Annotated in this window: 20 protein-coding genes; 5 read left to right on the top strand and 15 right to left on the bottom strand. The window is 50.9% G+C overall.

Annotation, left to right across the window (positions count from 1 at the left end; genetic code table 11):
• The first annotated feature begins 89 nt into the window (after positions 1-89).
• Together HRQ63_RS02390 and HRQ63_RS02395 are read left to right on the top strand one after the other, a co-directional pair.
• On the top strand, positions 90-2,171 hold the full coding sequence (locus HRQ63_RS02390) for a beta-galactosidase (protein ID WP_172238563.1): 2,082 nt from the start codon (positions 90-92) through the stop codon (positions 2,169-2,171).
• Positions 2,172-2,205: 34 nt separating this feature from the next.
• Positions 2,206-3,060 (top strand): AraC family transcriptional regulator, encoded by an 855-nt coding sequence (locus tag HRQ63_RS02395; RefSeq protein WP_172238566.1) that lies wholly within the window; start codon positions 2,206-2,208, stop codon positions 3,058-3,060.
• 157 nt (positions 3,061-3,217) lie between these two features.
• Here HRQ63_RS02395 and HRQ63_RS02400 read toward each other — a convergent pair whose 3' ends face one another.
• From HRQ63_RS02400 to HRQ63_RS02420, 5 genes are all read right to left on the bottom strand, one after another.
• Positions 3,218-3,688 carry a DinB family protein gene (locus HRQ63_RS02400; protein WP_172238569.1) on the bottom strand — a complete coding sequence of 157 codons (471 nt, stop codon included), beginning with the start codon at positions 3,686-3,688 and terminating at the stop codon, positions 3,218-3,220.
• A 22-nt stretch (positions 3,689-3,710) separates the two neighbouring features.
• Positions 3,711-4,298: a TetR/AcrR family transcriptional regulator gene (locus tag HRQ63_RS02405; protein WP_172238571.1), complete on the bottom strand. Its 588-nt coding sequence runs from the start codon at positions 4,296-4,298 to the stop codon at positions 3,711-3,713.
• Complete coding sequence (locus HRQ63_RS02410; protein WP_172238574.1) at positions 4,295-4,756, bottom strand: nuclear transport factor 2 family protein; 462 nt, start codon at positions 4,754-4,756, stop codon at positions 4,295-4,297. The genes HRQ63_RS02405 and HRQ63_RS02410 overlap by 4 nt, the downstream gene beginning before the upstream one ends.
• Positions 4,757-5,423: 667 nt before the next feature.
• Entirely contained in the window at positions 5,424-7,703 is a 2,280-nt protein-coding gene (locus HRQ63_RS02415) for a glycoside hydrolase family 3 C-terminal domain-containing protein (RefSeq protein WP_229714042.1), read from the bottom strand.
• A 92-nt stretch (positions 7,704-7,795) separates the two neighbouring features.
• On the bottom strand, positions 7,796-9,355 hold the full coding sequence (locus tag HRQ63_RS02420) for an NAD-dependent epimerase/dehydratase family protein (RefSeq protein ID WP_172238577.1): 1,560 nt from the start codon (positions 9,353-9,355) through the stop codon (positions 7,796-7,798).
• Between the two features lie 173 nt (positions 9,356-9,528).
• On the opposite strand from HRQ63_RS02420, the gene HRQ63_RS02425 reads away from it, so the two are divergent.
• Positions 9,529-10,086 (top strand): TetR/AcrR family transcriptional regulator, encoded by a 558-nt coding sequence (locus HRQ63_RS02425; protein ID WP_172238580.1) that lies wholly within the window; start codon positions 9,529-9,531, stop codon positions 10,084-10,086.
• Positions 10,087-10,170: 84 nt separating this feature from the next.
• Here HRQ63_RS02425 and HRQ63_RS02430 read toward each other — a convergent pair whose 3' ends face one another.
• The 3 genes from HRQ63_RS02430 to HRQ63_RS02440 are packed head-to-tail and all read right to left on the bottom strand — an operon-like array spanning position 10,171 to position 15,290.
• The gene (locus HRQ63_RS02430) at positions 10,171-11,004 is read right to left on the bottom strand and encodes an SDR family NAD(P)-dependent oxidoreductase (RefSeq protein WP_229714043.1); all 834 of its coding nucleotides are present in this window, start codon (positions 11,002-11,004) and stop codon (positions 10,171-10,173) included.
• A gap of 44 nt (positions 11,005-11,048) precedes the next feature.
• A complete protein-coding gene (locus tag HRQ63_RS02435; protein ID WP_172238583.1) occupies positions 11,049-12,491 on the bottom strand; it encodes an MFS transporter in 1,443 nt (480 codons plus the stop codon).
• Positions 12,492-12,548: 57 nt separating this feature from the next.
• Positions 12,549-15,290 carry a glycoside hydrolase family 78 protein gene (locus HRQ63_RS02440; protein WP_216673818.1) on the bottom strand — a complete coding sequence of 914 codons (2,742 nt, stop codon included), beginning with the start codon at positions 15,288-15,290 and terminating at the stop codon, positions 12,549-12,551.
• 189 nt (positions 15,291-15,479) lie between these two features.
• On the opposite strand from HRQ63_RS02440, the gene HRQ63_RS02445 reads away from it, so the two are divergent.
• On the top strand, positions 15,480-16,715 hold the full coding sequence (locus HRQ63_RS02445) for a helix-turn-helix domain-containing protein (RefSeq protein WP_172238586.1): 1,236 nt from the start codon (positions 15,480-15,482) through the stop codon (positions 16,713-16,715).
• A gap of 108 nt (positions 16,716-16,823) precedes the next feature.
• Here HRQ63_RS02445 and HRQ63_RS02450 read toward each other — a convergent pair whose 3' ends face one another.
• From HRQ63_RS02450 to HRQ63_RS02465, 4 genes are all read right to left on the bottom strand, one after another.
• Complete coding sequence (locus HRQ63_RS02450; RefSeq protein ID WP_172238589.1) at positions 16,824-17,213, bottom strand: GNAT family N-acetyltransferase; 390 nt, start codon at positions 17,211-17,213, stop codon at positions 16,824-16,826.
• Between the two features lie 223 nt (positions 17,214-17,436).
• The gene (locus HRQ63_RS02455; protein WP_172238592.1) at positions 17,437-18,465 is read right to left on the bottom strand and encodes a zinc-binding alcohol dehydrogenase family protein; all 1,029 of its coding nucleotides are present in this window, start codon (positions 18,463-18,465) and stop codon (positions 17,437-17,439) included.
• The gene (locus HRQ63_RS02460; protein ID WP_172238595.1) at positions 18,462-19,430 is read right to left on the bottom strand and encodes an aldo/keto reductase; all 969 of its coding nucleotides are present in this window, start codon (positions 19,428-19,430) and stop codon (positions 18,462-18,464) included. Before HRQ63_RS02460 ends, HRQ63_RS02455 begins: the two co-directional genes overlap by 4 nt.
• Positions 19,430-20,296, bottom strand: coding sequence for an amidohydrolase family protein (locus HRQ63_RS02465; RefSeq protein ID WP_172238598.1), 867 nt, complete (start codon positions 20,294-20,296; stop codon positions 19,430-19,432). Before HRQ63_RS02465 ends, HRQ63_RS02460 begins: the two co-directional genes overlap by 1 nt.
• Before the next feature lie 140 nt (positions 20,297-20,436).
• Here HRQ63_RS02465 and HRQ63_RS02470 point away from each other — a divergent pair, with 140 nt between their 5' ends.
• Entirely contained in the window at positions 20,437-21,306 is an 870-nt protein-coding gene (locus HRQ63_RS02470) for an AraC family transcriptional regulator (protein WP_172238601.1), read from the top strand.
• 85 nt (positions 21,307-21,391) lie between these two features.
• Here HRQ63_RS02470 and HRQ63_RS02475 read toward each other — a convergent pair whose 3' ends face one another.
• The 3 genes from HRQ63_RS02475 to HRQ63_RS02485 are packed head-to-tail and all read right to left on the bottom strand — an operon-like array spanning position 21,392 to position 24,575.
• A complete protein-coding gene (locus HRQ63_RS02475) occupies positions 21,392-22,519 on the bottom strand; it encodes a glycoside hydrolase family 88/105 protein (RefSeq protein ID WP_172238604.1) in 1,128 nt (375 codons plus the stop codon).
• A complete protein-coding gene (locus HRQ63_RS02480) occupies positions 22,516-23,628 on the bottom strand; it encodes a dienelactone hydrolase family protein (RefSeq protein WP_172238607.1) in 1,113 nt (370 codons plus the stop codon). Before HRQ63_RS02480 ends, HRQ63_RS02475 begins: the two co-directional genes overlap by 4 nt.
• Positions 23,629-23,684: 56 nt before the next feature.
• Positions 23,685-24,575 (bottom strand): pectinesterase family protein, encoded by an 891-nt coding sequence (locus HRQ63_RS02485; RefSeq protein WP_172240519.1) that lies wholly within the window; start codon positions 24,573-24,575, stop codon positions 23,685-23,687.
• Positions 24,576-24,637: the final 62 nt, after the last annotated feature.

Here is a 24,637-nt window from a genome sequence, read left to right on the forward strand (position 1 = left end):
CCGAACCCTCTCTCCTTTACAATGAATGCACGAGCACGCAGCAAACCGACAACCGAAAATCATTGAAATCGAGAGAGGGCGGCTAAGCGATGAAGCATACGTTCAAGGAGTATCGGCAACCGGAAATCCTGCGCAATCATTTGAATCTGGGAGGCACTAATCCGGAAGGCGAGAAGATCGACGTCACCAGTTTGTACATCGAACGGGGCGGCAAGCCGCATATTCCGGTTATGGGCGAGTTTCATTATTCCAGATGTAATCGCAACGACTGGCACGACGAGCTGTGCAAAATGAAAGCCGGCGGAATCACGCTCGTCTCCACCTATGTATTTTGGATCTATCACGAAGAAATCGAAGGCGTCTTCGATTTTTCGGGCAATAACGATCTGCGCGCCTTTATCCAAGAATGCGAAAAGGTCGGTCTGGACGTCGTGATCCGAATCGGTCCGTGGGCGCACGGCGAATGCCGCAACGGCGGATTCCCGGATTGGCTGCTGGATAAACCGTTCGAACTTCGCGACAACAATCCGTCCTATTTGGCGCAAGTGCGCACGCTGTATACGAAGATTTTCGATCAGGTGCAGGGGCTCTTTTACAAAGACGGAGGAAAGATCATTGCCGTTCAGTTGGAAAACGAGCTGACGGATCGGGCCGACCATCTGGCGAAGTTAAAAGAAATCGCGATCGACTGCGGGATCGTCGCTCCGATCTATACCGTGACCGGATGGAATGCCGTGGAAGGCGCTCAGATCCCGGTAGATGAAGTGCTTCCGGTATTCGGCGGGTATTGCGAAGCGCCTTGGGAAGATCATAGAAATCCGCTACCGCCGTCTCCTCATTATTTTTTTACCGGCCTGCGCAACGATACCGGCATCGGGGCGGATCTGCTTCCTCAAGCGATCGAAACGGATTCGCGGTGGCGTTTGCCGTATGAACGGTATCCTTTTGCAACGTGTGAGCTGGGCAGCGGCATACAAGTCACGCATCATCGCAGACCGTTGATCAAGCCGATGGACATTTACAGCCTATCGCTCGTGAAGATCGGTGACGGCAACAATCTGATCGGTTATTATATGTATCACGGCGGCACGAATCAGATCGGCAAACGGTCGACGTTCCAGGAATCGAAAGCCACCGGCTACCCGAACGATTATCCGATTCTGTCGTATGATTTTCAATGCGCGTTGTCCGAATACGGAGAAGTGCGGGAACAATACCGTCTGCTGAATCTTCTGCATTTATTCGTTCAGGATTTTCAGGAAACGCTTGCGCCGATGACGCGGGTAGAGGCTGCGCAATCCGTTTCCAGGGAAGATACGACTTCTTTGCGGTATGCGATGCGCACGGACGGAGATCGCGGGTTCGTATTCGTGAATCATGTTCAACGGCTGACGGAGCTTGCGGATGTGCAAGATGCGGTGATCGATACGGGGAGCATCGCATTTCCGAAAATCGACGTGAGCGGCGAAATCAGTTTCTTTATGCCGTTTCGTATGGAGCTGCCGGGCGCGGTTCTCGATTATGCGACGGCTCAGCCTTTGTGTATCGCAGGCGATACGTATTTCTTCGCGCAAATCCCCGGAATCAAGCCCGAATACCGATTCGGCGACGGGCAAACGATTACGGTTCAAGCGGGGATCGAATCGGCTTTTGAGATTAACGAGGCGACGATCGTGACGCTGACTTGGGAGCAGGCCAAATATTTGCGCAGATTGGAAGGGGAACTGTACGTAGGCGAACAATGCGACCTGTACCGATCGACCGGCGAAATTCGTTCTGTTGCGGGCGGTGACGTTCGTTATCTGCATTGGACCGGAAAAAGCTTTGAGCCGCATTCCATTCAACAGCCGTATACGGCACCCGTAGTCACGTATGAGGATGTCGCGAAGCTTCCTTTTGAGCCGAAGCATACCGAAGAACTGCATATCGGCGGCGAGCGGAACGTTCAATGGCGAAAAGTTTCCGTGACGGGAGCCGAAGGGTTCGTCGATATCGACTATTATGGAGATACGGCGCAGATTTATGCAGACGGGGAACTGGTCGCGGATAGTTATTATTACGGAGAGACATGGAGAGTGCCGGCAAAGCTGCTGGAAGGAAAAGAGTGTTACCTTGCCGTGTCGGAAATGCGGGATGACTTTTACAAAGAGTTCGAGAGCAAGACCGGCTAACAGGCTTATCAAATCGAAGGAGATCGAACCGACCATGTTACCCTTCAGACTTTTTCATCATAAAGGCCATATCGAATATCCGTTGTCCTTATACAGCTGCGGCTTGCATGAACAGCACCGGGTGCATCGGGCTATCGGTTATCCGACCTTTCAATGCATGATTTGTTTCGGCGGCGCGGGGACCTTTGATTTTGAAAACGGATCTTCCTTAACGATGCAGAGGGGAGACGTGCTGCTTGTGCCGGGCAAACTGGCTCATGCGTACGGTCCGAAAGCGGAAGGCGGTTGGGTGTTAGGGTATATGGGCATCGAGGGGCCTTTGATCGAGCCGTTGATTCATTCCCTGGAGCTTCCGCTTATGCAGCCGATCGCGGTGGTAAGCGAGCATCATATGAAGCAGCTCGAAACGGATCTGAGGCAGTTGTGGAACGGAAGCGAACCGGACGGGCGGGATAGTTACGATCAGCAGCATGCTTCTACGCGGATTTACCATTTGCTGACGTCGATTGCCGCGATGACGCGCAGCGAGGATTCCGTATCCAAAGACCGCAGCAGTGCCGGAGTCAAAACGCTGCTGCGCGCGTCGGTGCAGTATATGGAGCAGCATTATATGGAAGAATTAAGCATCGCGAATATCGCCGATACGGTAGGCTACTCCAAACAGCATTTTCAACGCAAATTCAAAGAAATCTACGGCGTAAACCCTAATCATTATCTGCAGCGTTTGCGAATGCTCAAAGGCGAGCAGCTATTGGCCGAACAATCCGAACTTTCCGTAGGCGAGATTGCGATCAGGGTCGGCATGGAATTCAATTATTTCGTGCGCTTGTTCAAAAGGGAGCACGGAATCACGCCGGCGCAGTATCGATTGACCCGAGCGTATGAATAATTGAGAGAAGATCTATTTATCCATGCGAAATATCAAAATCCTCGAGCCCTGTAATCCAAAAAAGTCACATTAGTCTATATTGGCAAGAAGTTCGTATGAAAATAAAACCGACCTGATCCTGATTCGAATAGGATGCAAGGTCGGTTTTATTCGTTTTCTAATTTTCGATAATGCTCTTCATGTTTTTGATCGTTGCAAAGTGCATGGCTTCATGGTAAATCAGAAAACCGAGCAGCTGCTCTACAGTGGTAAAGGTAAGTCCTGTAGAAGATTTGTAAGGCGAATGGATGTCTTCGTTCAATTTGCTTGAGAGAACCTCTTCGACCCGCTGCATCTGTTCCGTCAGCAAGTCGAGGAGTCGGGACAACGTCGGGGGCTCGATATCCCAATCGGACGGTTTGGTTCCCGGATCGAACAGCTTGTTGAAGTTAGCCGGATATTGGGTGTCTTGGCCGGCAAGCTGGAAAGCGAACTTCTCGTGTATCACGTACATGTGTCCCAGATTCCATTTGATATGGTTTTTCAAACCGATCGGAATAATTTCCGTCGTAGAGTCATCCATGCCTTTCACATACTCAATAGTCTGAAGGCGAACGAACTTCAATTGATCCATGACAAAATTGCTCATCTTATTAACCTCCGATAATGTATCAGTGAGTCGGATGGCTATCCGAAGCCGAAATGCAAGCCGAGACCCGCTGCTTCAGATTGGCCAATGTGCGTCCGAACAAGGCTTCATCATGCAGCGCTCTGCTCAGAACCAATCCTCCCTGAATGCCCGCGATCGTTTCTTCGGACATGCGGTCGGCCGTCTCTCGAGAAAGACCGGTTCGAACCAACGCCGCGCTAAATGCTTCGATCCATCTTACGAAATATTGCCGAATCGCGGCAGCGAACCGATCCCGGGTTTCGTCCAAAGCGAATGCGCCGATCAAGCAAATCCGCTGACCCGATTGAAAATAAGCATCGACCTCTTGCCACATCTGATCGATCGCGGCTTGTGCTTCGCTTTGTTCGAGCGGTTCGAAAATTTGACGGGTAAACCATTGATCGATATGCGTCAGAACTTCGGAAGCCATCTCGTCTTTTCCGCCGGGGAAGAAATGATACAAGCTTCCTTTGGACAGACCGGTTCGGGCCGTAATCTTGCTCATGGAGGCTCCTTCATAACCTAACTCGCGGAATACTTCAGTAACGAGAGGGATGACGTCTGGCTTTTCGAAAACGGTACGGGTCATAGGCCTAAGTCGCTTAAGCTTGGATGATCGGCAGGTCGGGTACCGAGCGGCCAATGGAATTTGCGTTCTTCTTCTTTGATCGGCATGTCGTTGATCGAGGCGAATCGGCGCTGCATCAATCCGTTTTCGGCGAATTCCCAATTCTCGTTGCCGTAAGATCTGAACCAGTTGTTGCTATCGTCGCGCCATTCGTAAGCAAAGCGTACCGCGATGCGGTTATCCGTAAACGACCACAATTCTTTGATCAGTCGGTAATCGAGTTCTTTGGCCCATTTGCGGGTGAGCAAAGAGACGATGGCTTCGCGGCCCGTGATAAATTCGCTCCGGTTTCTCCAATAACAATCTTCGGTGTACACCAGCGAAACGCGCTGCGGATCGCGGCTGTTCCAGCTGTCTTCGGCCACGCGGGTTTTTTGGATTGCCGTTTCGAGAGTGAATGGAGGGTTCAAGTTTTGCATGATTATTTCCTCGCTTTCTATACTGTTTGTCTCAGTATAAACCGATCGGTTTAGAAGCGCAAGTTCATATTTTTCTTTTCGCAGAATACACATTCCGTGATCGTTATAGGACGCATGGAATCGGTCATAAGCGTTGGTATTAAGGGCTGCATGTGCATGCAAGATTTGCGCAAACAGGCGGGATATGAAGAAAAAAAGCATTGTGCATGCACGACTTGGAACGAAAAAGCATCGTAAGACAATTTTCGGCGAGATCGGCTTAGATCTGACCGAGCGGCTAATCCGATTACGCGATACGATAAGTATTGAGTCGTTCGTTCATCGCGGATGCACAACTTAGCGAAGGTACGGCGATTGAGTAAATGAAGAAAACGTTGGAGGAAATGCTTTTGATGAACGGATGATTGAAGTAAGTGTTTGAAAATTGGAGCAGCCAAGCGAATTTTTCGACGGCAGAAGGTCATTAATTCGCTTATATACATATGTACAAAATACGGATTTTGTGAATAAGTATTAAATCTTTTATATCATATGGAACATCTTCGATCAAAAACATAAAAAGCTGTAGTTACCTCTTGAATCCCGGCAACTGCAGCTTTTTATTTGATTTACCGTTGTTTTAGACGTTTAAGCCCATATTTATCAACGGTTTCTTCAAGCGGTCCACTTAACTTATTTTCGAGTTATTTGCAGCTTGCAAGATTCCCTGCATCATGTCCTCAGTAAAAGCGCCGTTACTCATTACACATGCATTATGCAAGGTTGTGCCCAAGATCATTTCTTGCATCCCGGCACCCAAACCCTCATTATTACTTGGATTTGCTTGTGACTGCATAGCTTTCATTATTTCTGCTCCGACAGGATTATCCATTAAATCTCCGAAAGTCGAATGTCTTGTCAAAATGTTAGGGATAACCGTTGTCGAATGAACGTAGACGGTTTTGCGTTGCAAAATTTCACGAGAAGATGAACCGATTAAAATATCGAAGCTTCCCGTCTCCACATGCCAGTCGTTTATTTTAGTATTGTAATAAGCAAAAGCTCTCTTTTCCAACTTAAACGTTACGATTTTTTCTTCGCTTGGATAAAGGTGAACTTTTTCGAATCCTTTTAACTCTTTTTCCGGTCTGGAAATCTTGCTTTCGATGTCCCTTACATAAAGTTGGATAATTTCTTTTCCTTCCATATCCCCCGTATTTTTCACCTTGATCGAAACAGTAATTGAATCGGTATCCTGAATTTCATCGCGATTTACTTGGATGTTGCTGTATTCAAAGCTTGTGTAACTCAATCCGTATCCGAACGGAAACAATGGTTCAACGTCTCTAGTATCGTAATGCCTGTAACCAACAAATATTCCTTCGCTATAGTCGGCCGTTTCTCCATCTCCGGGGAAGTGTAAATACGAAGGGTTGTGAGCCAACTTCTTAGGGAATGTTTCAGCCAATTTTCCGCTCGGATTAGCCAGTCCGAATATCAAATCAGCAATAGCTCCTCCTAATGCCTGTCCTCCCAAGTAACCTTCAAGTACCGCTTTTACCTGATCAAGCCAAGGCATTTCAATAGGTGCCCCATTGCTTAAAACGACAATTACATTGCTTTGAACTTTGGCGACTTCTTCGATCAAAACTCTATGGCTTACAGGTATGCTCAAATATTTACGATCAAATCCTTCCGATTCGTAGCTTTCGGGCAGCCCGGCAAAGATTACCGCAATCTCCGTTTTCTTCGCTAGCTCAACGGCCTCTGAGATCAGCTGTTCATCCGCCTCGTCGCGATCGAGGGAATAACCTTCGGCAAAATCGAGTACAGTGGTAGGCAAGGCTGCTTTTTGCATCTCTTCAAAAATATCGTCGACTTTTGTAGGATTAATATGTGAGCTGCCTCCGCCTTGAAATCTCGGTTTCTTTGCGAAAGCTCCTATCACCGCAACGGATTTCACCGATCGAAGAGGTAGAATTCGATCTTCATTCTTTAGCAATACCATGCTTTCGCGCGCTGCTTCCCTAGCTATCTTATGATGTTCGTTCTTGTCATAGGCAGCATTTTGCTTCTTGTTTTCTACTGCCTGAAAAACGATTTTCAATATCCTCTCCACACTCTGATCAAGCTTCTCCAATGAAAGTTTACCTGTTTGTACAGCTTCAATAATTTTTTTCTCTCCCATTCCTCCGCTTGCCGGCATTTCAAGCTCAAGCCCCGCTTCAATACCGTCATCCAGTTCGTTTACAGCCCCCCAATCGGACATGACCAACCCTTCGAAACCCCATTCTTCCTTGAGAATTTCAGTCAACAATTTTTTATTTTCAGAACAGTAGCTGCCGTTCACTTTATTATAAGCGGCCATTACAGTCCAAGGTTGTCCGTCCTTCACGGCTTGTTCGAAACTGGCCAAGTAGATTTCTCTCAATGTACGTTCGTCAACTACGGCATCGACAGACATCCTTTTGAACTCTTGATTATTTACCGCGAAATGCTTGATGGAAGTCCCCACACCTTGGCTTTGAACTCCCTTGATATAACTAGCCGCAAGACTGCTCGATAAATAAGGATCTTCTGAGAAATATTCAAAGTTCCTTCCGCACAACGGCGAGCGCTTGATATTGACACTCGGTCCAAGCACAATAGATACATCTTCTGCTTGAGCTTCCCTCCCGATAGTCGCTCCCGTTCTATTGATCAAATCTTTATCCCAAGAGCAAGCTAGTCCGGCGGCGGAAGGGAAGCAGGTCGACGGAAGGCTTTTATTGATTCCGAGATGGTCGGTATCTCCTTCCTGTTTTCTCAAACCATGCGGTCCGTCTGTCATCATGACGGACGGAATACCCAATCTCTCGATTTCCTTCGTATTCCAAAAATCTTTACCGGAGCAAAGACCGGCCTTTTCTTCCAAAGTCATTTGTTTCAGTAACTCTTTAATATTTCTCATCGGTTTAATTTGTTGCATTCTTCCGAGCCTCCAGTTCTTTTACGATTTGCGAATATTTCTTGTCGAGATCATATCCCCGTTATTATTTATTCCATATCGGATTCAACGTTTTAATCACTAATCTTCCGACTCGCAAGCAGCTCCGTTTCCACATCCAGCTCCGACACCACTTTTTTGTAGACGCGCCCTTCTCCTTCGGCGTGCAAAGGATTCCACACCTGCGCAAAAAACGGTTCTCGTTTGGCGCGTTCTCGATAATTCCAGCTCTCTCGCTCGCACTGCGGACAGAAGTGCCCGCCTTCCAACATCAGCGTGGGACTCGCTGAAAACGAATGTCCGAACGCGCATTCAAAATCAAGCTTACCGCTCCAATCGCCGGTGGTCATCTCTGTCGAAAGGCACGTTCCCCCACGGAATGCTGCGGCGCCTCTGATATCTTCAAGATTTAGGCCCGAAGCTGGTTTGGATTCTTCGTAACCGTGGTTCAGCCGGATGACGGTATCCCATTGTTCGAATTTTCTCATGTCAGATAGTCGATCAGGCAAGGTTTCCCAATTCGTTTTACTGCCCCAATAGGCTTCGATCTTTGCCTCGTCTTTGTCTTCGATGAATCGGATGGTGCCGCGTTCTTTGACCGCCTGTTTTCGGATCGTCCGTTTGATCATTTTCCCCATGAACTTTTGCCCGCCGGGCAGTTTGGTTATGACCTTGGCGACTGGGACGAGTGCTCCTAAGTTATCGAGATAACTGCGGTAAAAATAATCCATCGAATCGCTGCGAAAATGCAGGCGATGCTCCAGTTTGTCGGAATCGAGATAATATTGTCCGTGAAAATTCCGCGTCGCGTACCATTTGGGTTCGATCAGATGATCCAGGTTGCTGATGCCTAATTTCCCGTACATGGCCCGATACATATCGAGTGTGCTGACCCGGCAGCTCTCCCCGCCTCCGACATTATAAATATGTCGCCAAAACCCGGGGTCCAAGCTTTCATCGATATCGAATATGCACAGATTTCGCATCAATCGACCGGAGTCGCGATCGGATACGTATTCCAGCACGTTTTCCAAGCAGTTATGAAACATGATCGGATCTTCAATCTTGCTCATCGCCGGGCCCATGATTCCGGTCTGCCGGAGACTTACCCAGTAACGCAGTCCCGATTCGATCACCATACGCTCGGCCGCAATTTTCGATACGGCGTAATAATCGTAGACGCTCGGCTTCAGCGGGTCGCCGACGCGTCCCCAATGGATTGGCGGCATTCGGTCGCCTGTCTGGGCCACCGTGCCGATATAGACAAATCGCGTATGCGTTTCGCGGCCGCTTTCTTTGATCGCTTCAACAATATTGAACGCGGAACCGTAGTTGACTCTCATCGCGATTTCCGGAAACTCATCCGCAGCGGGAGATACGAAAGCGGCGATATGCAAGATGATATCGGCCTTCTTCACGCATTCGTTCACTAAGTCCCGGTCAAGTAGGTCGCCGTATACGACTTCAATCCCTTCGATTTGTTCGTAGGCGTTCAATTTGGCGCGACTGCCCGGCGTGTCCAGATCAAGCAGAAGCAGTTCGCATTTGTCCAGATCGTTTTTCATCAATTTGAGCGTTTCGATACCCATATTGCCTGCCGCTCCGGTAATCATGACTTTCTTTTTTGACTTCATCTTCTCTCACCTGCATCGTGGATTTATTGACAAATCATTCGTCTAACCTCAGAATACAGACACAGTGTCTATTCAACAACCACCAGTCTATTCGGAAAATGATGCGATATCGACACTTTCATTCTCCGTGTCTATTTCCGCGAAAAAATAATCGATTCCAAGGAGAAGACGGTATGAATCAACGCGAAAAATTAACCAAGATGCTGCTCAAGCAAGGCTTGATCCGGTTGCTGAAGCAAAAAAACATCAATCGGATCAACGTCAAAGAATTATGTGCCGAAGCCGGACTCAATCGTTCCACCTTCTACCTGCATTACGACGGCGTTTTTCATTTGCTCGAAGAGCTCGAACAGGAGATCATCGGCAAGACCAAAGAATATCTATCGAAAATCGAAGCCGACAATGATAGCATCGCGTATATCCGCGCTTTTTTGGACCATATTCAAAAAAACGGCGACCTCTACACTTTGATGCTTTTGAGATCGGATGAGCTCTCTTCTTTTCCGAAGCGCTTGATCAACGAAGTATTGAACAATATCGATAACGACCTGCGTTTGAATGTGCCCGAGCAGCTGAAAGACTATATTTACGCCTATCTGGTCAACGGAAGTCTCAGCATCATGCAGGAATGGATCCGACGCGAATTCACGGTATCCAGCTCGGAAATCGCGAATTTGATCTACTCATTAGCCGACTCTTCGATGCAGGCCTTCATGTCTCGCAACGAATAATGACTGTCGAAATTCCAGAACGCCGCCTTTATAGGCATAGGAAAAGGTAATGTACGTTCATACATGTTCGTTAGTTCCGAGGCGTCAAAGGGTCAAGCCCCCGTCGACCGCGATCACCGAGCCGGTCATGTAAGCAGATCGATCCGAGGCCAAAAAGACGACGGTCTCCGCGATATCCGACGGGTCCGCAAATCGGCCGATCCGCATATTGGGGAATTCTTCCGGCACATAACCGGACTCCTGCATCATCAAGGGAACGGCTTGCGTCAAAGGCGTATCGACGCCTCCCGGACAAATCGCGTTGATCCTTACGCCTTTGCGCACGTATTCGATCGCTGCCGCTTTGGTCAGTCCGATCACGGCATGCTTGCTCGCGGTATAAGCGGACATGCTGTGTTCGGCGCGCAGGCCCGCCGTGGACGCCGTATTGATAATCGAACCGATTCCTTGGGCATGCATGATTTTAAGCACCTTTTTCAAGCCGAGAAACACGCCTCGTACATTGACGCTCATGATCCGGTCGAATTCCGCTGCGTCCAGATCTTCGATTAAAGAGAACTTTTGCAGAATGCCGGCATTATTGAAAAATACGTCGATTCGGCCGTAAGCGTCGATCGCGGCTTGAACGTAGCGTTCGACGTCTTCTTCGCGGGAAACGTCGGCCTGTACGAATAAGGACTCGCCTCCCTGCTTGCGGATCAAGTCGGCCGTTTCTTCGCCGGTTTCGGCATTGAAATCGACGGCGACCACCGTATAACCGGCGGCAGACAATGCAAGCGCCGCTGAACGTCCGATTCCGCCGCCGGCTCCGGTGATGATCGAGATCGCTCCCTTCGTGGCCTGTTGTCGGACGGAACTTTTGACGATCGTTTTCGGGTTTTCGGACGGTTCGCCCGGCATGGAATGTTCAGTATGCATGATAGTAATCTCCTTTTTGTGAACGGATAGGCCGTATGGGTGTCTTAATTGTTCGCCTGTTTTCTAGCTTCCAATTCTTTGACGATTTGCGGGTACTTCTTGTCCAGGTCGTATTTGCGAAGGAGCAGATAACTGACAACGAACAAAGCAAACGGCAGGTATATGGTCAAGGCCAAAATGCTCGCGATAGCGGAATCGGATTGAACGGCCAAGGTTCCGTCGTAGCTGCCGAAAGCCAGAATCCATCCGATCATGGCCGTACCGATCCCCATGCCGACTTTTTGTCCGAAACTGCTGCCGCTGTTCGCCATGCCGACAATACGCTTGCCGGACTGCCATTCCCCGTATTCGATCGTATTGGCGAGCAGCACACCGCTGACCGCCATCATCGGAATCATGGCAAACGTAGAAAATGAACCGAAAATCAAAGCGCCTAAAAAGCTATACGGCATGAAGCAGCGGATGCCTGTCGATGCAATGCCGATCAGAAAACCGATCTGTGCGGTACGCGTTATGCCGTATTTTTTAATCATTGGGCCTACAAGCGCGAAGCCTATAAGGACGGGCAGAAGACCTACAGCTCCCATGACACCGACCAAATTTTCGTTTCCGAGAATATACTTGGTGTAATAAACGTTTGTCGAACCAGAAATAGAGTTGGACATTTGATATAAAATATTAATAAAAAGCATGATGACCCAATATTTATTTTTGAACAACAACCTGATGCTTTCCCGAAAAGTGACTCGGTCTTCTTCTGCCGTTTCTTTGAGTCGGTCTCCGTCTACTTTTTCTTCGGAAGACAAAAACGTGGTCAATAACGCAAGACCTGATAGAATACCCAGCGTGACGCCGATGATGATCCAAGCTTTCTGATCGCCGCCGAGCATGTTGGACATCGGGATCAAAAAGATGGCGACGGCCATGCCTATGGCATATCCGAAGGCGGCCCGCGTAATACCCATTTTTCCGCGTTCTTCCGTGCTTCGCGTACGCAAAGCCATCAGACTTCCGAGAGGAATCGCGATAGCGGAATAGACGAAGCCGGTTGCCAAAGTGATCGTCACGAAAGCGTAAACGTACTTCACCGAATCGGAAGCGCTTACAGGAACGGTAAACAATAAAATGATGGAAGCGATGGCTGGAACGATCATCCATAAAAACCAGGGGCGCGCTTTTCCGTATTTTGATTTCGTCGAATCCACGATCTTTCCCATCATCAGATCGATAAAAGCGTCCAATATCCGGGTCAACAGCATGATGGTACCCACAGCTGCCGCCGCTAATCCGATTTTATCCGTGTAGAAAAACGTAAGCATCCCGGCCAAGCCGCTGATGGAATTGACCGCGACCATCGAAGCGCCGTCGCCGAGGTAATGCTTAAGGGTCATCGTTTTTTGAATTCCGTCGGCATCGACGCCGAGCGTTTTTTTCGGTTTGCTTGCGATCGGATCCAGTCGATTGATCTCGTTTTTTTCGGCTTTCATGGGCTTCCTCCTAGTTATGAAGGGAAAAGGGAATCGTTTCCCTTTTCCCGGACTCCGCTAAACCGTTATTTCGGCCGCGTTCAACCGATCAAGCACCATATTGAACAAGTCTGCCGATTCTTGGGTTCCGTTAGCTACCACTTCGCTGATCGTAAATCCGTAAGCCATCTTGATCAGAGGGTGATTCAACATGTCAGGCGCATACTGATTGAACAGTTCTACGGCTTCCGGTTGATCCATGATTTCTTGCAGCGTGGAGTCCATCGAATACCGATCTTTCTCCAGGCTCGTTGCCGTTTCGTATTCGAACGTATGCAGTCCCGAACCGACTTCGATCGGCTCCGCTTTTTCCGGCAGATGAATAACTGCCGTCGTGTTGGCCGGAATCTTCACCTCGATACGGATTTTTCGGTTTTCGCAGGACCATACGCTTCTGATTTCTCCGTACACCGATCGGAAAGAAGCCTCTACCCAGGTAATGCCTTTGATGAATTGCGGCTTGATTGATACCTTTTTGTAGCCCAGCTCCAGAAGGCCGATTCCCGCCAGCTTGCCGTACATCCAATCGCCGATCGAACCGTATGCGTAATGATTCAGCGAATTCATTCCCGATTCGTCAAAGCTACCGTCGGGCAGAATCGAATTCCACCTCTCCCAGATCGTTGTCGCGCCTTTTTTGACTGCGTACAACCAGGACGGATAATCTTCTTTGAGCAGAAGCGTTCCGGCCAGCTCATGTTCGCCTTGTTCCGTCAATACGTGGCAGAGGTAAGGCGTGCCTACGAATCCGGTCGATAAATGGTTTTTGTGATTGGCGATATTGGTTGTCAGCGATTCTAGGATTCGAGGTTTATATTTCTCATCCGCCAAATCGAAGTGCAAGGCCAATACGCAGCCGGTCTGCGTCTCGCTGACCATTCTTCCTGTCTTGGTGATGTATTCGTCGTTGAAGGCTTGTTTAATTCTTAGATACAACTCGTCATACTTGGCCGCGTCTTCGTTCTTGTTCAGAATTCGGGCCGTTTGTCTGACGATATCGGTCGAATAGGCATAATAAGCGTTGGCGACCAGATACTTGTCGGTGGCTCCGGTTCGATCCGCGCTTTCTTCTTTATCCAGTGCTAGCCAGTCTCCGTATTGAAAACCGGTTTGCCATAATCCGCTGCTTCCGCAGCGGGCGGAAATGTAATCGACCCAGCCGGTCATGCTCTCGTATTGGTCTTCCAATATTTTTAGATCGCCGTACGTTTGATACATGACCCACGGAATGACGGTAGCGGCATCGCTCCAAGCGGCGGCTCCTTCCTGATCGCCCAGAATATTGGGCACGACATGAGGGACGCCGTACTCCGCCGTTTGTTCGGAAGCCAGATCTCGCAGCCATTTCGTGAAAAACAGCGCTACATTGGCATTATAAGCCGCTGTGCCCGCGAAAACCTGAGCGTCTCCCGTCCAGCCCAAGCGTTCGTCCCGCTGCGGGCAATCGGTCGGAATGTCCAGGAAGTTGCCGCGCTGTCCCCACTGAATATTGCTTTGAAGTTGATTGATCAACGGATTCGACGTTCGGAAAGAGCCTGTCTCTTCCATGTCCGTATGCAGCGCGCAAGCGCGGAAATCGCCCGTGTCGATCTCTTCAAGCCCCTCGATCGCGATATACCGGAAGCCGTGGAACGTAAAATGCGGCGTGAACGTTTGGACCTGTCCGTTGCAGATAAAGGTATCTACGGAAATCGCTTGTCTCAGCGTGTCGGGATAGAAGTTCCCGTCCTTATCCAGTGTTTCCGCATGGCGGATTATGATTTTTTGCCCGACATGGCCGGTCGCTTCGAATTCGACGAACCCGGTGAGGTTTTGGCCGAAGTCAATGATCCGCTCGCCTTTGGGCGAAGTGATAAGAGCTTGGGCCGGAAGTTTCCGGGTAATCCGGACAGGTTCGCTTTCTTGCGCGACCAGCTTGCCGTTATCGAAACACGTGATCTTAGCGGCGTGCGAGGCATCCGTTTCGAAGGTCGAATCGAACGTCTCGCCCATATAAATCTCGCTGTAGCGGATGCTTCCCGTCGTCGCTTGCCAGCTGTCGTCGGTCGCGATAATTTCTTTCGAACCGTCTTTGTACGCGATATGAATCTCCGCCAGCGCGGCAACCCGCTCTCCGTAATGGTTAGGCGTGCAGCTGAATCCGAAGATCCCTTTGTACCAACCGTTTCCGACCGTGATTTCGATCTTGTTCGTTCCCGGGATCAGCTCTTTTACCGCATACGTTTGATATTGCAGCCGCTTGTTGTAATTGGTCCAGCCCGGAGCGAAAAAGGTATCTCCTACCTTCTCCCCGTTCATTTTGATTTCGTAAACGCCCAGCGAAGTCGCGTACACGCGGACTTTTTCGATCTCTTTTTTCACGTCGAACTCCCGAACGAAAACCGGACATGCCGTTTCCTCGGCCGCGAAACCGTGCGTGATCCATTTCGCTTGAAAATTCGTTCCGCCGGACAATCCCGTTTCGAATGAAGCTTCGGCCGAAGCTTCATGACCTTGATTATCCCAGACCGTGACGCGCACGTCGTACAAAGAGCAAGGCTGCAAGTCTTGGCCGGCGTAGGCGATCAGCACGGAGGAATCGCTTTCGCGCATTCCGCTGTCCCACACCGCTCGGCCTCCTAGATTCACCTCGATTCGATAAGCCTTTTGCAGCACGTTTTTTTCCGACGATTCGATCTTCCACGAAATTCTCGGTTTCTTCAGATCGATTCCGATCGGGTTGTTGAGATATTCGATTCGTACATCCGTCAATTTCATCATTTTCATCCTTTCCGATTATCGGCAGCGAATGGTTTGCCATATGGACTGATTCTGCGATATTCTTTGTTTTTCTTTGATGTTAGCGCTTTCTGATTTTATTTTAAGCGGTTGAGGTTTAGAATTATGGTATTCTGATTTTATTTTTGGCATTATAATGCTAAGAAATTCGATCGAAAGGATGAGAGCGTATTGGAAGCCGATCTGGAAGTCTGTCGAACTCTTTGCTCGTCTCTGGCCGGACTGCACGATATATCCGCTTTTTTGGTAACTCCGACCGGGGAAATCGTATTCGAGTGCGTGGAATCCCGGCTGTTAAACCCTTTGTACCGCAACGATAAGCAGAATTTGTTCGCGTTGTTGAATTTCGATCCTGTACAGCATTACGACTTCCCCGTCATCCGGCGGACCGTGCTTTTCGAATCTTACATTCTGGTAAGCGTCATGCGGAATCAAGAATTCAAAGGAACGGTCATTCTGGGTCCTGCGCTTGCCCGAACGATGGCTGAGCCTCATATTAACGGGTTGATTAGCGACTTCGATGCTTTTTCGACGCGGGATCACATCCTTCATTACTATATGAACCTGTCGATTTTGCCGAAAGAAAAACTCATTCATCTCGCTCTGCTGGTCCATGCCTCGATCAATGGCGTCTATCTGCCCTTCGAGGAAATCAGCGCGCGAAATGATCAACTGATGCGGTTTCCCGACAACTTGGAAGCGACGCGCTTGACGTTCGAAAAAACCGAATCTTTCGAAGCCCCGCATCATGATCCGCTGCTGGAAAAACAACTGCTTGCCCTGATTCGGGAAGGCCGCGTCGATGAATTGAAAACATTTACCGTCATGAGCGAAGAAGCGACCGGGGTTTTGTCTAAATCCAGCCATATCCGTTCCCAAAAAAACTTGGGGATCGTGGCGATCGCCATTTGCGCCAGAGCGGCGATCGACGGAGGCGTCTACTCGGAGATCGCGTTTTCGCTAAGCGACCGTTACATTCAGCGGCTTGAAGATTTGTCTTCCGTCAAAGAGATTGATAAGCTTCAAATGGAAGCGATTTTTACGTTCGCGAGCAAGGTGGCGGAAGCGCGGGAGCAGAAATATACGACAACCGTGACGGCCTGCCAAAATTACGTTTATTCCAATCGATTCGAAAAAATCACGCACGAAGACATCGCCAAGGCCGTCCGCCTGAGCCCCAACTACTTGTCGGTTCTGTTCAAAAAAGAGGTCGGACTGTCGGTCGGCGAGTACATCCAAAAAGTCAAAGTGGACGAAGCCAAAAACCTAATCGCGTACACGGCGACTTCGTTATCGGAGATCAGTTCTTTGCTGCAATTCACGGACCAAAGCTACTTCACCAAGATTTTCAAAAAAATAGAAGGCATCACGCCCAAGCAGTACAAAGAAAGGCATCGCCTGCTATAGAGTCGCAATTCGCCTCCGTTTTGGCCATAAAAAAAGAAGCGGAAGACTTTATGATCGCAAGCCTAAGCTTTTGATCCGCAGTTTCTTCCGCTTCTTTTTCAAATCCGCTCAACCTCTGTGCCACACGCCGCCCGCTCCGGCCTTGAACCCGCAGCCTTCGTAAAATGCGGCGTTTTTTTGTTCGAACGTCAGCGTCACAATCTCCAAACCATACGCTTCCGCCTCTTCCAACAACCTGATCACTAGTTTTTTCCCCATCCCTTGTCCCTGATAATCCGGATGCACGATAACATCTTCCATATATCCATGCTGCAAGCCCATCCCGGCTACATAGCCAAAGGCAATGAGTTTTTCCTGTTCATTTTTAACGCCCGCCCAGAAATTACACCGCTCGAACAGAATAGGAAAGTCACTGTCCCGCCGCACCCAGCCGATCGCTTCTCTAAGGTCAGGCACTTCATTGTTCTGTAGCTTCGGGTTAATCAACACTTGAATCATGAAGCTCTCCTTTCATGCCGTTCTTCATTGTCTTTCCCCAGAATACAGACCATAAGAAAAAAGCAATTTGTGCAGATGAAAACGCAGAATAACAACTATAAATTAGCCAATGAGCATCCGCAACCGATATACAGCAGCGATTCCATTAATTGCATGATTATAGGAACTTCATTATAATCTCTATCTAAACCTTTTCAAAGGAACCCAAATCTAGTCTACAAACTCAATCCCCCAACTCCACCATCGCCTTAATCACCCCAGACTCCGGCTTCAACCAACTTTCAAACTCCCCGATCATCTCCGCAAATCCCGCCCGGTGCGTAATATACCGGTCGGTATCGATCATCCCGCCAGCAAGCGCCTCCCGGACCGATGCGAAGTCTTCCGGCGTCGCATTCCGACTCCCCAGCAGCGTCAACTCGCGGCTATGGAAATGCGGATCATTAAACGTAATATCATCCTTAACCAGACCCACGTACACCAAAGAACCGCCATGCGCAACGTACCCGAAAGCCTGCTGCATCGACTGCACGCTGCCCGTCGCATCGATCACGATCGGAGCCCCTGCGCCGTCGATGAGTTCATCCAACTGCCGCTGTACTTCGCCGCCCGCGATAATCGTATGCTCCACGCCCGCCCATTCCCGGCAAAAGGCCAACCGTTCTTCGTTGATATCCATCGCAATGACGCGTGCTCCCGCATAACGCGCCAGCGCCATAATCCCAAGCCCGATCGGTCCCGCTCCCACGACCAACACCGTCTCGCCGCTTCCCTTAACCAACCCCGAACGGCGAAGTCCGTGTGCACCGATTGCAAGCGGTTCCAACATGGCGGCTTGATCGAGCGTCAGTCCTTTCGTTCCGATCAGATGGCTCACCGGAATCGAGACGCGCTCCCGCATGCCGCCGTCGATATGAACGCCGAACACCTGCATGTGTTGGCAGCAGTTCGTTTTTCCGATTCGACAAGCCGAGCAGTTTCCGCAGTGCATGTACGGGATCACGCTCACTGTGTCGCCGGCGCCCAGCCCTTGCTCATTTTCGCCGATTTGCTCAATGACCCCTGCCAACTCATGTCCCAAAATCCTCGGATAGTTGAAAAAAGGCTGCTTCCCGCGAAACGCATGCAGATCCGTTCCGCAGATTCCGATCCGCCGAATCCGCACGATCGCATGTCCCTTTTCCCTGATCGGTTCCGGTAAATCTTCGCGCAGCACCAGACGACCTACTTCTTCGCACACGATTCCTTTCATGCCAGGTCCCTGCTTTCGCTCGCCTTTTTCAAACCCTGATTATATTCCGGAAGTCCGCTTGGCCAGCTCTTATTATGGATCGGCTTGAGAATCTCCAATACTTCTTCCAATAACGTCTCGTCGATCGTCTCCTCGATCCACCCTGCATTGCGAATGATATTGGCAGACGAAGCCGTACTCACGAGCGTCGTCGGAATCTGCGCATGGCTCGTCGAATACTGCATAGCCAACTTCGCGATATCCGTGCCGGCCTTCTCGCAGTGAAGCGCCGCTTGGCGGCACAACGCTTTCACTTCTTCTCCCGCAGGATGCCACGACGAAGGTTCGCGCGTACTGAGCAGTCCCATCGCCAGAGGCGAAGCGTTCACCAGCCCCACCCCTTTTTCCTCCAATAAGGGTACCAAATCCAGCAGGGAGTTATCGTTCAGCGCATAATGGCAGTACGACAGAATCGCATCGAACTTCATTTGCGGCAGCATCTGCTCGAACAAGGCCAAAGGCAGACCGCTGATCCCGCAAAAACGAATCTTTCCTTGCTCTTTTAACTGATGCAGAGCCGGAACCGCTTCCTCCAAGATGATCTCCGGCGAAACGAATTCGATATCATGCAAAAACAACATATCCAAGTAATCCGTCTGAAGACGCTGCAAGCTTTCCTCCACGCTGCTGAAAATCCGTTTCGCCGTAAAATCGAACTCTGCTTCTCCGTAACGCCCGGCTTTCGACGATAACAGGAACTTGTCTCTCGGAACCTGTGCGATCGCTTGGCCGAGTACCGCCTCCGCGCGCGTCAATCCGTAATAAGGCGACACGTCGATGTAGTTGATGCCGCAGTCGATCGCCGCATGTACCGTTCGAATGCTTTCCGCGTCGTCCGTTTCCCGGAACACGCCGCCGAGCGAAGAAGCGCCGAAGCTTAAGATTGAGACGTCCAGACCGGTTTTGCCCAGTTTGCGCGTTTGCATTATGAAATTCCTCCGTTATCCAAATAAAATGTGTTCGCGTTTTCTCCGAATAGCAAAGCCTTCTCCCGATCGGTCCATTCCGCCGGAATCGCATGCAGCAATATATCCATCACCTGATCGTATTCCGCAGCCAACAGGCATACCGGCCAGTCGCTTCCGAACATGACCCTTTCCGGTCCGAAAGTTTGCAGCACGCGGCGCACATAAGGAACGAAGTCGTCGACACTCCAGCCTGACGGATTCGCTTCGGTCACCATCCCGGAGATTTTGCAAGATAGACCCGGGTAATCGGCAAAAGCGCTCAAATGATCCGCCCAAGCTTCAAAATGCTTTGGCTCGCCGTGTTTACCGCTTTGCGCAATGGGAGGCTTGGCGAGGTGATCCACGACCCCTCGCAAATTCGGAACCTTTTCCAACAAACGCAGCGTCACTTCCATCTGAGGCGCCGTCAGCAGCAGATCGATCGGCACCTGTTCGTCGGCGTATCCCCGCAGCGCTTCGACGAATGCCGGCTCCAACATGCGCGAAGCGTCGGGCATATCTTGAATCATTAAGCGAAATCCGCGGAATTTGGGATTGCGGCGGAATCGTTCGTAATGAAGGCGATGATCACCGTCGAACAAATCGATCCAGCCCACAACCCCGAGAATCGAAGGCGTACGGTCGGCCAGCGACAAGATATATTCGGTCTCTTCCAGAGTCGGCGCCGCCTGAACAAGGATACTCCCGTCCAAGTTGTGCGCATGCAGCAGAGGTTCCAGGTCGTTCGGCAAAAAGTCCCGATGCAAAACCGGAAGCTCCGGCGTGATCCATCCGTAATCTCCCCGTTCTATTTTCCAATAATGCTGATGAGCGTCGATACGCATACGGCAGTCCACCCCTTTCAACGACTATTGTATCCGACGAAAAAAGGATTGAATATCGTCTTTCCTTGCATATTTATCGCTTTTTTTGATATTTTGTAAGCGTAATCTATTTTGTCGGAAAAGGAAAGGAGCGATGATCCGTGAAGCCTTTGCGTAAACCGTTCGACGGCGATCCTCTTTTCCCGCTTGAACTGTCTTACCGCACGATGAAAAAGCCGATCGACGAATTGCCGGATCATCTGCATGACCGATATGAGATCGTCTTCGTGCATAGCGGTCAAGGCGTGTTCTTTATCGACGATGCTTGGTATGAGAAAAAAGCAGGCGATTTGTTTCTGATTCCCGGCAACACGATCCACCGATCGCTGCCTCATGACGAAGATCCGGTCGTGTCGTCCGTGTTGTTTTTCGCGCCGCGCCTGCTGCATACGGAGTCCGTAGACGGTGCTTATCATGCGCTGCTCTGCTTCGATCGGGCGCGCAAACATAAAACGTACCGCCTGGAGCTGCCTGATTCGCTGATCGCCGAAATAGAAGCTTCGTTCAAAGAAATTCATCTGGAACTTGAGCGGCAGCAGCTCGGCAGCCGTGAAGCGGTCAAGCTGATCGCGAGTACGCTGCTGCTGCGAATCAACCGCCTGATTTACGCGCAGCAGCCGGACCGCGCCGAAGAAACGGCAAGTATTCCGTTTTGGATGAAAGAAGCATTGCGCGAGATCGACGAGCATCCCGAGCGTTCCAACGGATTGTCTACACTCGCGGCGAGAGCCTGCATCTCTCCGCCGCATTTTTCGCGCGTATTCAAGCAGTTGACCGCCATGAACGTAACCCAATACGTCAATGCCAAGCGAATCGTACGGGCAAAAGAACTGCTGACCTCTACCGACCGCAGCGTCGCGGAGATTGCTCAAAGCTGCGGTTACGAGACGACGGCGCATTTTCATCGGATATTCAAGCGGGTTGCCGGCACGACGCCGAGCGGATATCGGAAAACTGCGCCTCAACAATAAAAAACGACAGAAAGCGATTCGCTTCTCTGTCGTTTTTGAGCAGACGGAACATTTCGAAGTTTTTTCAATCGCTATATTCGTTTTGTTAGGATACTCCTTCTGCTTCCAACACCGCCAACATCAAGGGAGCGACGCCCATCGGCGTATCGCTGACCACGGCTTCGGAGATATAGTAATCGTACGAACCGTTGCGGTCGATGCTCAGTCCCGCGCCGTGGCAGATGCTGTTCAGATGAATGCCCTGCTCGTCTTCCGTAATCAGATGCTGCAAAATGCCTTCATACCCGCGCCGCATCGGTTCCTCGAAATTGTTTTCCAGGTAGCCCAGCCGCAGCCCTTTCGCCATCGCGTACACGAACATGCAGGACCCCGAAGCTTCCGAATAATTGCCTTTGCGCCCTCCCTGATCCAATACCTGATGCCACAGACCGCTGTCCGCATCCTGAACCTTGACCAGCGCGCCGATCATCCGTTGGAAAATGCCGATGAGCGTGCCCCGCTGACGATGCGCGACCGGAACATGATCCAGCACGTCCACGGCCGCCATCGCGTACCATCCCATCGCGCGGCTCCAAAAATGCGAAGACAGTCCCGTCGACGAATCGGCCCATTCCTGTTCTTTCGACTCGTCCCAACCGTGATAAAGCAGTCCGGTACGCGGATCGCGGGTACGGCGTTCGATCAACAGCAGTTGGTGCATCGCTTCGTCGATCAGATCGGGACGGTCGAACGTTTTGCCGTATTCGGCCAGAAACGGCGAAGCCATGTACAGACCGTCGAGCCACATCTGAAACGGATACACTTTTTTATGCCAGAATCCGCCTTCCGAGGTTCGAGGTTGGGAGATGAGCTGGGCAGCGAGCAGATGGGCGGCTTCCGCGTAATGGTTTTCTCCCGTCGCCCGGTATAGAGTGAACAGGTTTTTCCCTTGGTTGATCTGATCCAGATTGTACTCTTCCAACCGATAGGTGCGAATACGTCCGTCTTCCCCGACAAACGCATCCATATGCCGCTTCATGAACGCGATATATTCCGGTACTTCAAGCTGCTGGCCTGCACGCGCAATCGCCATAAGCTGCATCCCGGGGACGTAGGCCCAGCGCTCCATGACCCATGGATGCTCGCCTTTGTCGTTGCACTGTGCCAAAAGCCGGTCGGCGAATTTGCGTACGAGCCGGGTTCCTGCCGCGTTTTTCGCGTTTATCGTTGTCATCTCTGCCGTGCCTCCTTGTTGGTCGTCATCAGCTGCTGCTTCAGCCAGGCAAACGCCGGATCGCCGTGAATCTCGTGACCGCCTTCGAAAAAGTCTGCTTCAATGCCGTCGGGACGGCCTGCTGCCTGAAAAATGGTGTGCAGCCGATCCAGCGCTTCGCGAACGCCTGCAAGACCGAATAGATGATCTTTCGCACCCGACTCTACAAAAAGACCGCGCGGCGCGATCAGGCCGAGCAGATCGGGCATTTCCGCTTCAAGCAAAATACCGGGGATATAATTGTCCAGACAGTGATTGCGCGACAGGATGCTTGCGGCAAACGTATTTGTGTAACCGCTTACGACTGTGCAAGCAATACGCGGATCCAAAGCAGCGGTAAACCCGGCGACAAGCCCCCCGCCCGAAATGCCCATGATCCCCGCCCGATCGGAATCGAATTCATGGCGCGTCTGTACATAATCCAGCGCGCGCATCGTCTCGTAGATCCGGTACCCCGCCATCGTTTGCCCGACCATAAGCAGCGCCGAAGATAAGCGGAAGCAGGAATTTTTGCCCGGATCTTCGGCCGCCGAAGCCAAGTCCTCTTCCAAGCGGCGATCGCCGAAACCCAGCAGCTCGGGCGCGACGACGACGAATCCTTGCCGCACGAGAGACAACGCGAAATCTTTATGCAGGCCCGGCTCGCTTTCCCTCGCCGATCCGTCCGGATGCAGCCCTACGATCTCGCGGCTTCCGTAACCGTGACCGTGGATCGCGAGTACGACAGGACGCGAATCGGAAGCCGCGGAATGCCGAGAATCGTCATGCGTATTCGAATTCGGCAAAGGAATGTCGGGAACGAGCAGATATAGCGGCATGCGAAGACCTTCGTACGTCGTAATTTCGATGCGCTCTCGAATATAACCGTCGCACTGCGTATGTTCCATCAGCGTCGGGTTCAATTCGGCGGGAACGGACGGGAATTCGCCCAAAAGTTCGCGGAATCGAAGACGCAGCTCCGTTTGCCATTGATCGAAAGGGATGTTCGCTTCCCATTCCGAACGCCGGGGTGCTGATTCGCTCAGCGTACGTATGAAATGCTCTAACGTGTTCGGTTCATGTGGGTTCATCGCGTCAGTTCTCCTTTTTGATTGCGGGTCTCGCCGGATCGATTGAACGGTTCCGATCAATATCCCTCCGGATGCCAGCCGTCCAAAATCTCGATCACCCGATAGTCGGCCGCTTCTTCGGCACTTAACTGACGAGACCAGTCGGCACGCGCATCGGGATTCGCTCCGGGTCCGCTGCTGTCGAATTCTTCATAACGGCTGGTCGATTCCCGATCCGGCTGTCCCCAATTGTGCCAGCCTTCCGGAATAATCGAAGCGTCGATCGTCGTCCGGATCAACGCGACATGCGCGAAGGAGCGCCAAGGGCGTCCCAGATAGACGTCGCTGACGCCTTCCCCGCCCGTGATGTTGCAATCGAGAAATACATAGCCGAACTTTGCGTCTTCGGGCGTGGAAGCTGCGGTTATATAGCCGCGGGAGCGCTTGTTATGCAAGCGGCAGCGGTCAAAGACCGCAGTCGCCGCGCCGAAGATATAATCGACATCGCCTTCAATATAGCAATCGTCGTAGTATTGTTTGCCTTTTCCCGCATACAAGGTGTCCTGGTCACCCAGCAATCGGACGCGTCGGAATACCGCATAGCCGGCGTCGACGAACGCAGCAACGGCTTGGCCCGTACCGGGTCCGGAAGCATTGCGGATCGTCACGTTTTCGGCGGTAAAATGTTCGGACAAGACGTTGAGCGTACCGCTGCGGAACGTGCCGAGCGGCTGTCCTGCCTGGTCCGGCGTATGCGCATTGTCCGACCAGCTGATGATCGTGGAAGCGGCATCGTCACCCAGCAGCAGGATCGGCGGGGCATCGGCGCGAACCGTCACCTTTTCCTCATATACGCCGGGTTTGATCCGCAGCGTGACCGATCCGGCAGAGCCGGTCGGAATATAATCAAGTGCCGACTGAAGCGTGGCGAAATCGGCATCGGACTGCTTAGAAACGGTAATGAGCATCAAGGGGCGGACTCCTTTCCCGGATTGGCGGGTATGTTCTATAATGAAGTTAAAACAGGTCG

It is taken from the genome of Saccharibacillus endophyticus (genome assembly GCF_013185185.1).
GTDB lineage: Bacteria > Bacillota > Bacilli > Paenibacillales > Paenibacillaceae > Saccharibacillus > Saccharibacillus endophyticus.

Coding starts and splice junctions, on each gene's coding strand:
- HRQ63_RS02390 (WP_172238563.1), top strand. CDS start 90: ATGAAGCATACGTTCAAGGAGTATCGGCAACCGGAAATCCTGCGCAAT.
- HRQ63_RS02395 (WP_172238566.1), top strand. CDS start 2,206: ATGTTACCCTTCAGACTTTTTCATCATAAAGGCCATATCGAATATCCG.
- HRQ63_RS02400 (WP_172238569.1), bottom strand. CDS start 3,688: ATGAGCAATTTTGTCATGGATCAATTGAAGTTCGTTCGCCTTCAGACT.
- HRQ63_RS02405 (WP_172238571.1), bottom strand. CDS start 4,298: ATGACCCGTACCGTTTTCGAAAAGCCAGACGTCATCCCTCTCGTTACT.
- HRQ63_RS02410 (WP_172238574.1), bottom strand. CDS start 4,756: ATGCAAAACTTGAACCCTCCATTCACTCTCGAAACGGCAATCCAAAAA.
- HRQ63_RS02415 (WP_229714042.1), bottom strand. CDS start 7,703: ATGCAACAAATTAAACCGATGAGAAATATTAAAGAGTTACTGAAACAA.
- HRQ63_RS02420 (WP_172238577.1), bottom strand. CDS start 9,355: ATGAAGTCAAAAAAGAAAGTCATGATTACCGGAGCGGCAGGCAATATG.
- HRQ63_RS02425 (WP_172238580.1), top strand. CDS start 9,529: ATGAATCAACGCGAAAAATTAACCAAGATGCTGCTCAAGCAAGGCTTG.
- HRQ63_RS02430 (WP_229714043.1), bottom strand. CDS start 11,004: ATGCATACTGAACATTCCATGCCGGGCGAACCGTCCGAAAACCCGAAA.
- HRQ63_RS02435 (WP_172238583.1), bottom strand. CDS start 12,491: ATGAAAGCCGAAAAAAACGAGATCAATCGACTGGATCCGATCGCAAGC.
- HRQ63_RS02440 (WP_216673818.1), bottom strand. CDS start 15,290: ATGATGAAATTGACGGATGTACGAATCGAATATCTCAACAACCCGATC.
- HRQ63_RS02450 (WP_172238589.1), bottom strand. CDS start 17,213: ATGATTCAAGTGTTGATTAACCCGAAGCTACAGAACAATGAAGTGCCT.
- HRQ63_RS02455 (WP_172238592.1), bottom strand. CDS start 18,465: ATGAAAGGAATCGTGTGCGAAGAAGTAGGTCGTCTGGTGCTGCGCGAA.
- HRQ63_RS02460 (WP_172238595.1), bottom strand. CDS start 19,430: ATGCAAACGCGCAAACTGGGCAAAACCGGTCTGGACGTCTCAATCTTA.
- HRQ63_RS02465 (WP_172238598.1), bottom strand. CDS start 20,296: ATGCGTATCGACGCTCATCAGCATTATTGGAAAATAGAACGGGGAGAT.
- HRQ63_RS02475 (WP_172238604.1), bottom strand. CDS start 22,519: ATGACAACGATAAACGCGAAAAACGCGGCAGGAACCCGGCTCGTACGC.
- HRQ63_RS02480 (WP_172238607.1), bottom strand. CDS start 23,628: ATGAACCCACATGAACCGAACACGTTAGAGCATTTCATACGTACGCTG.
- HRQ63_RS02485 (WP_172240519.1), bottom strand. CDS start 24,575: ATGCTCATTACCGTTTCTAAGCAGTCCGATGCCGATTTCGCCACGCTT.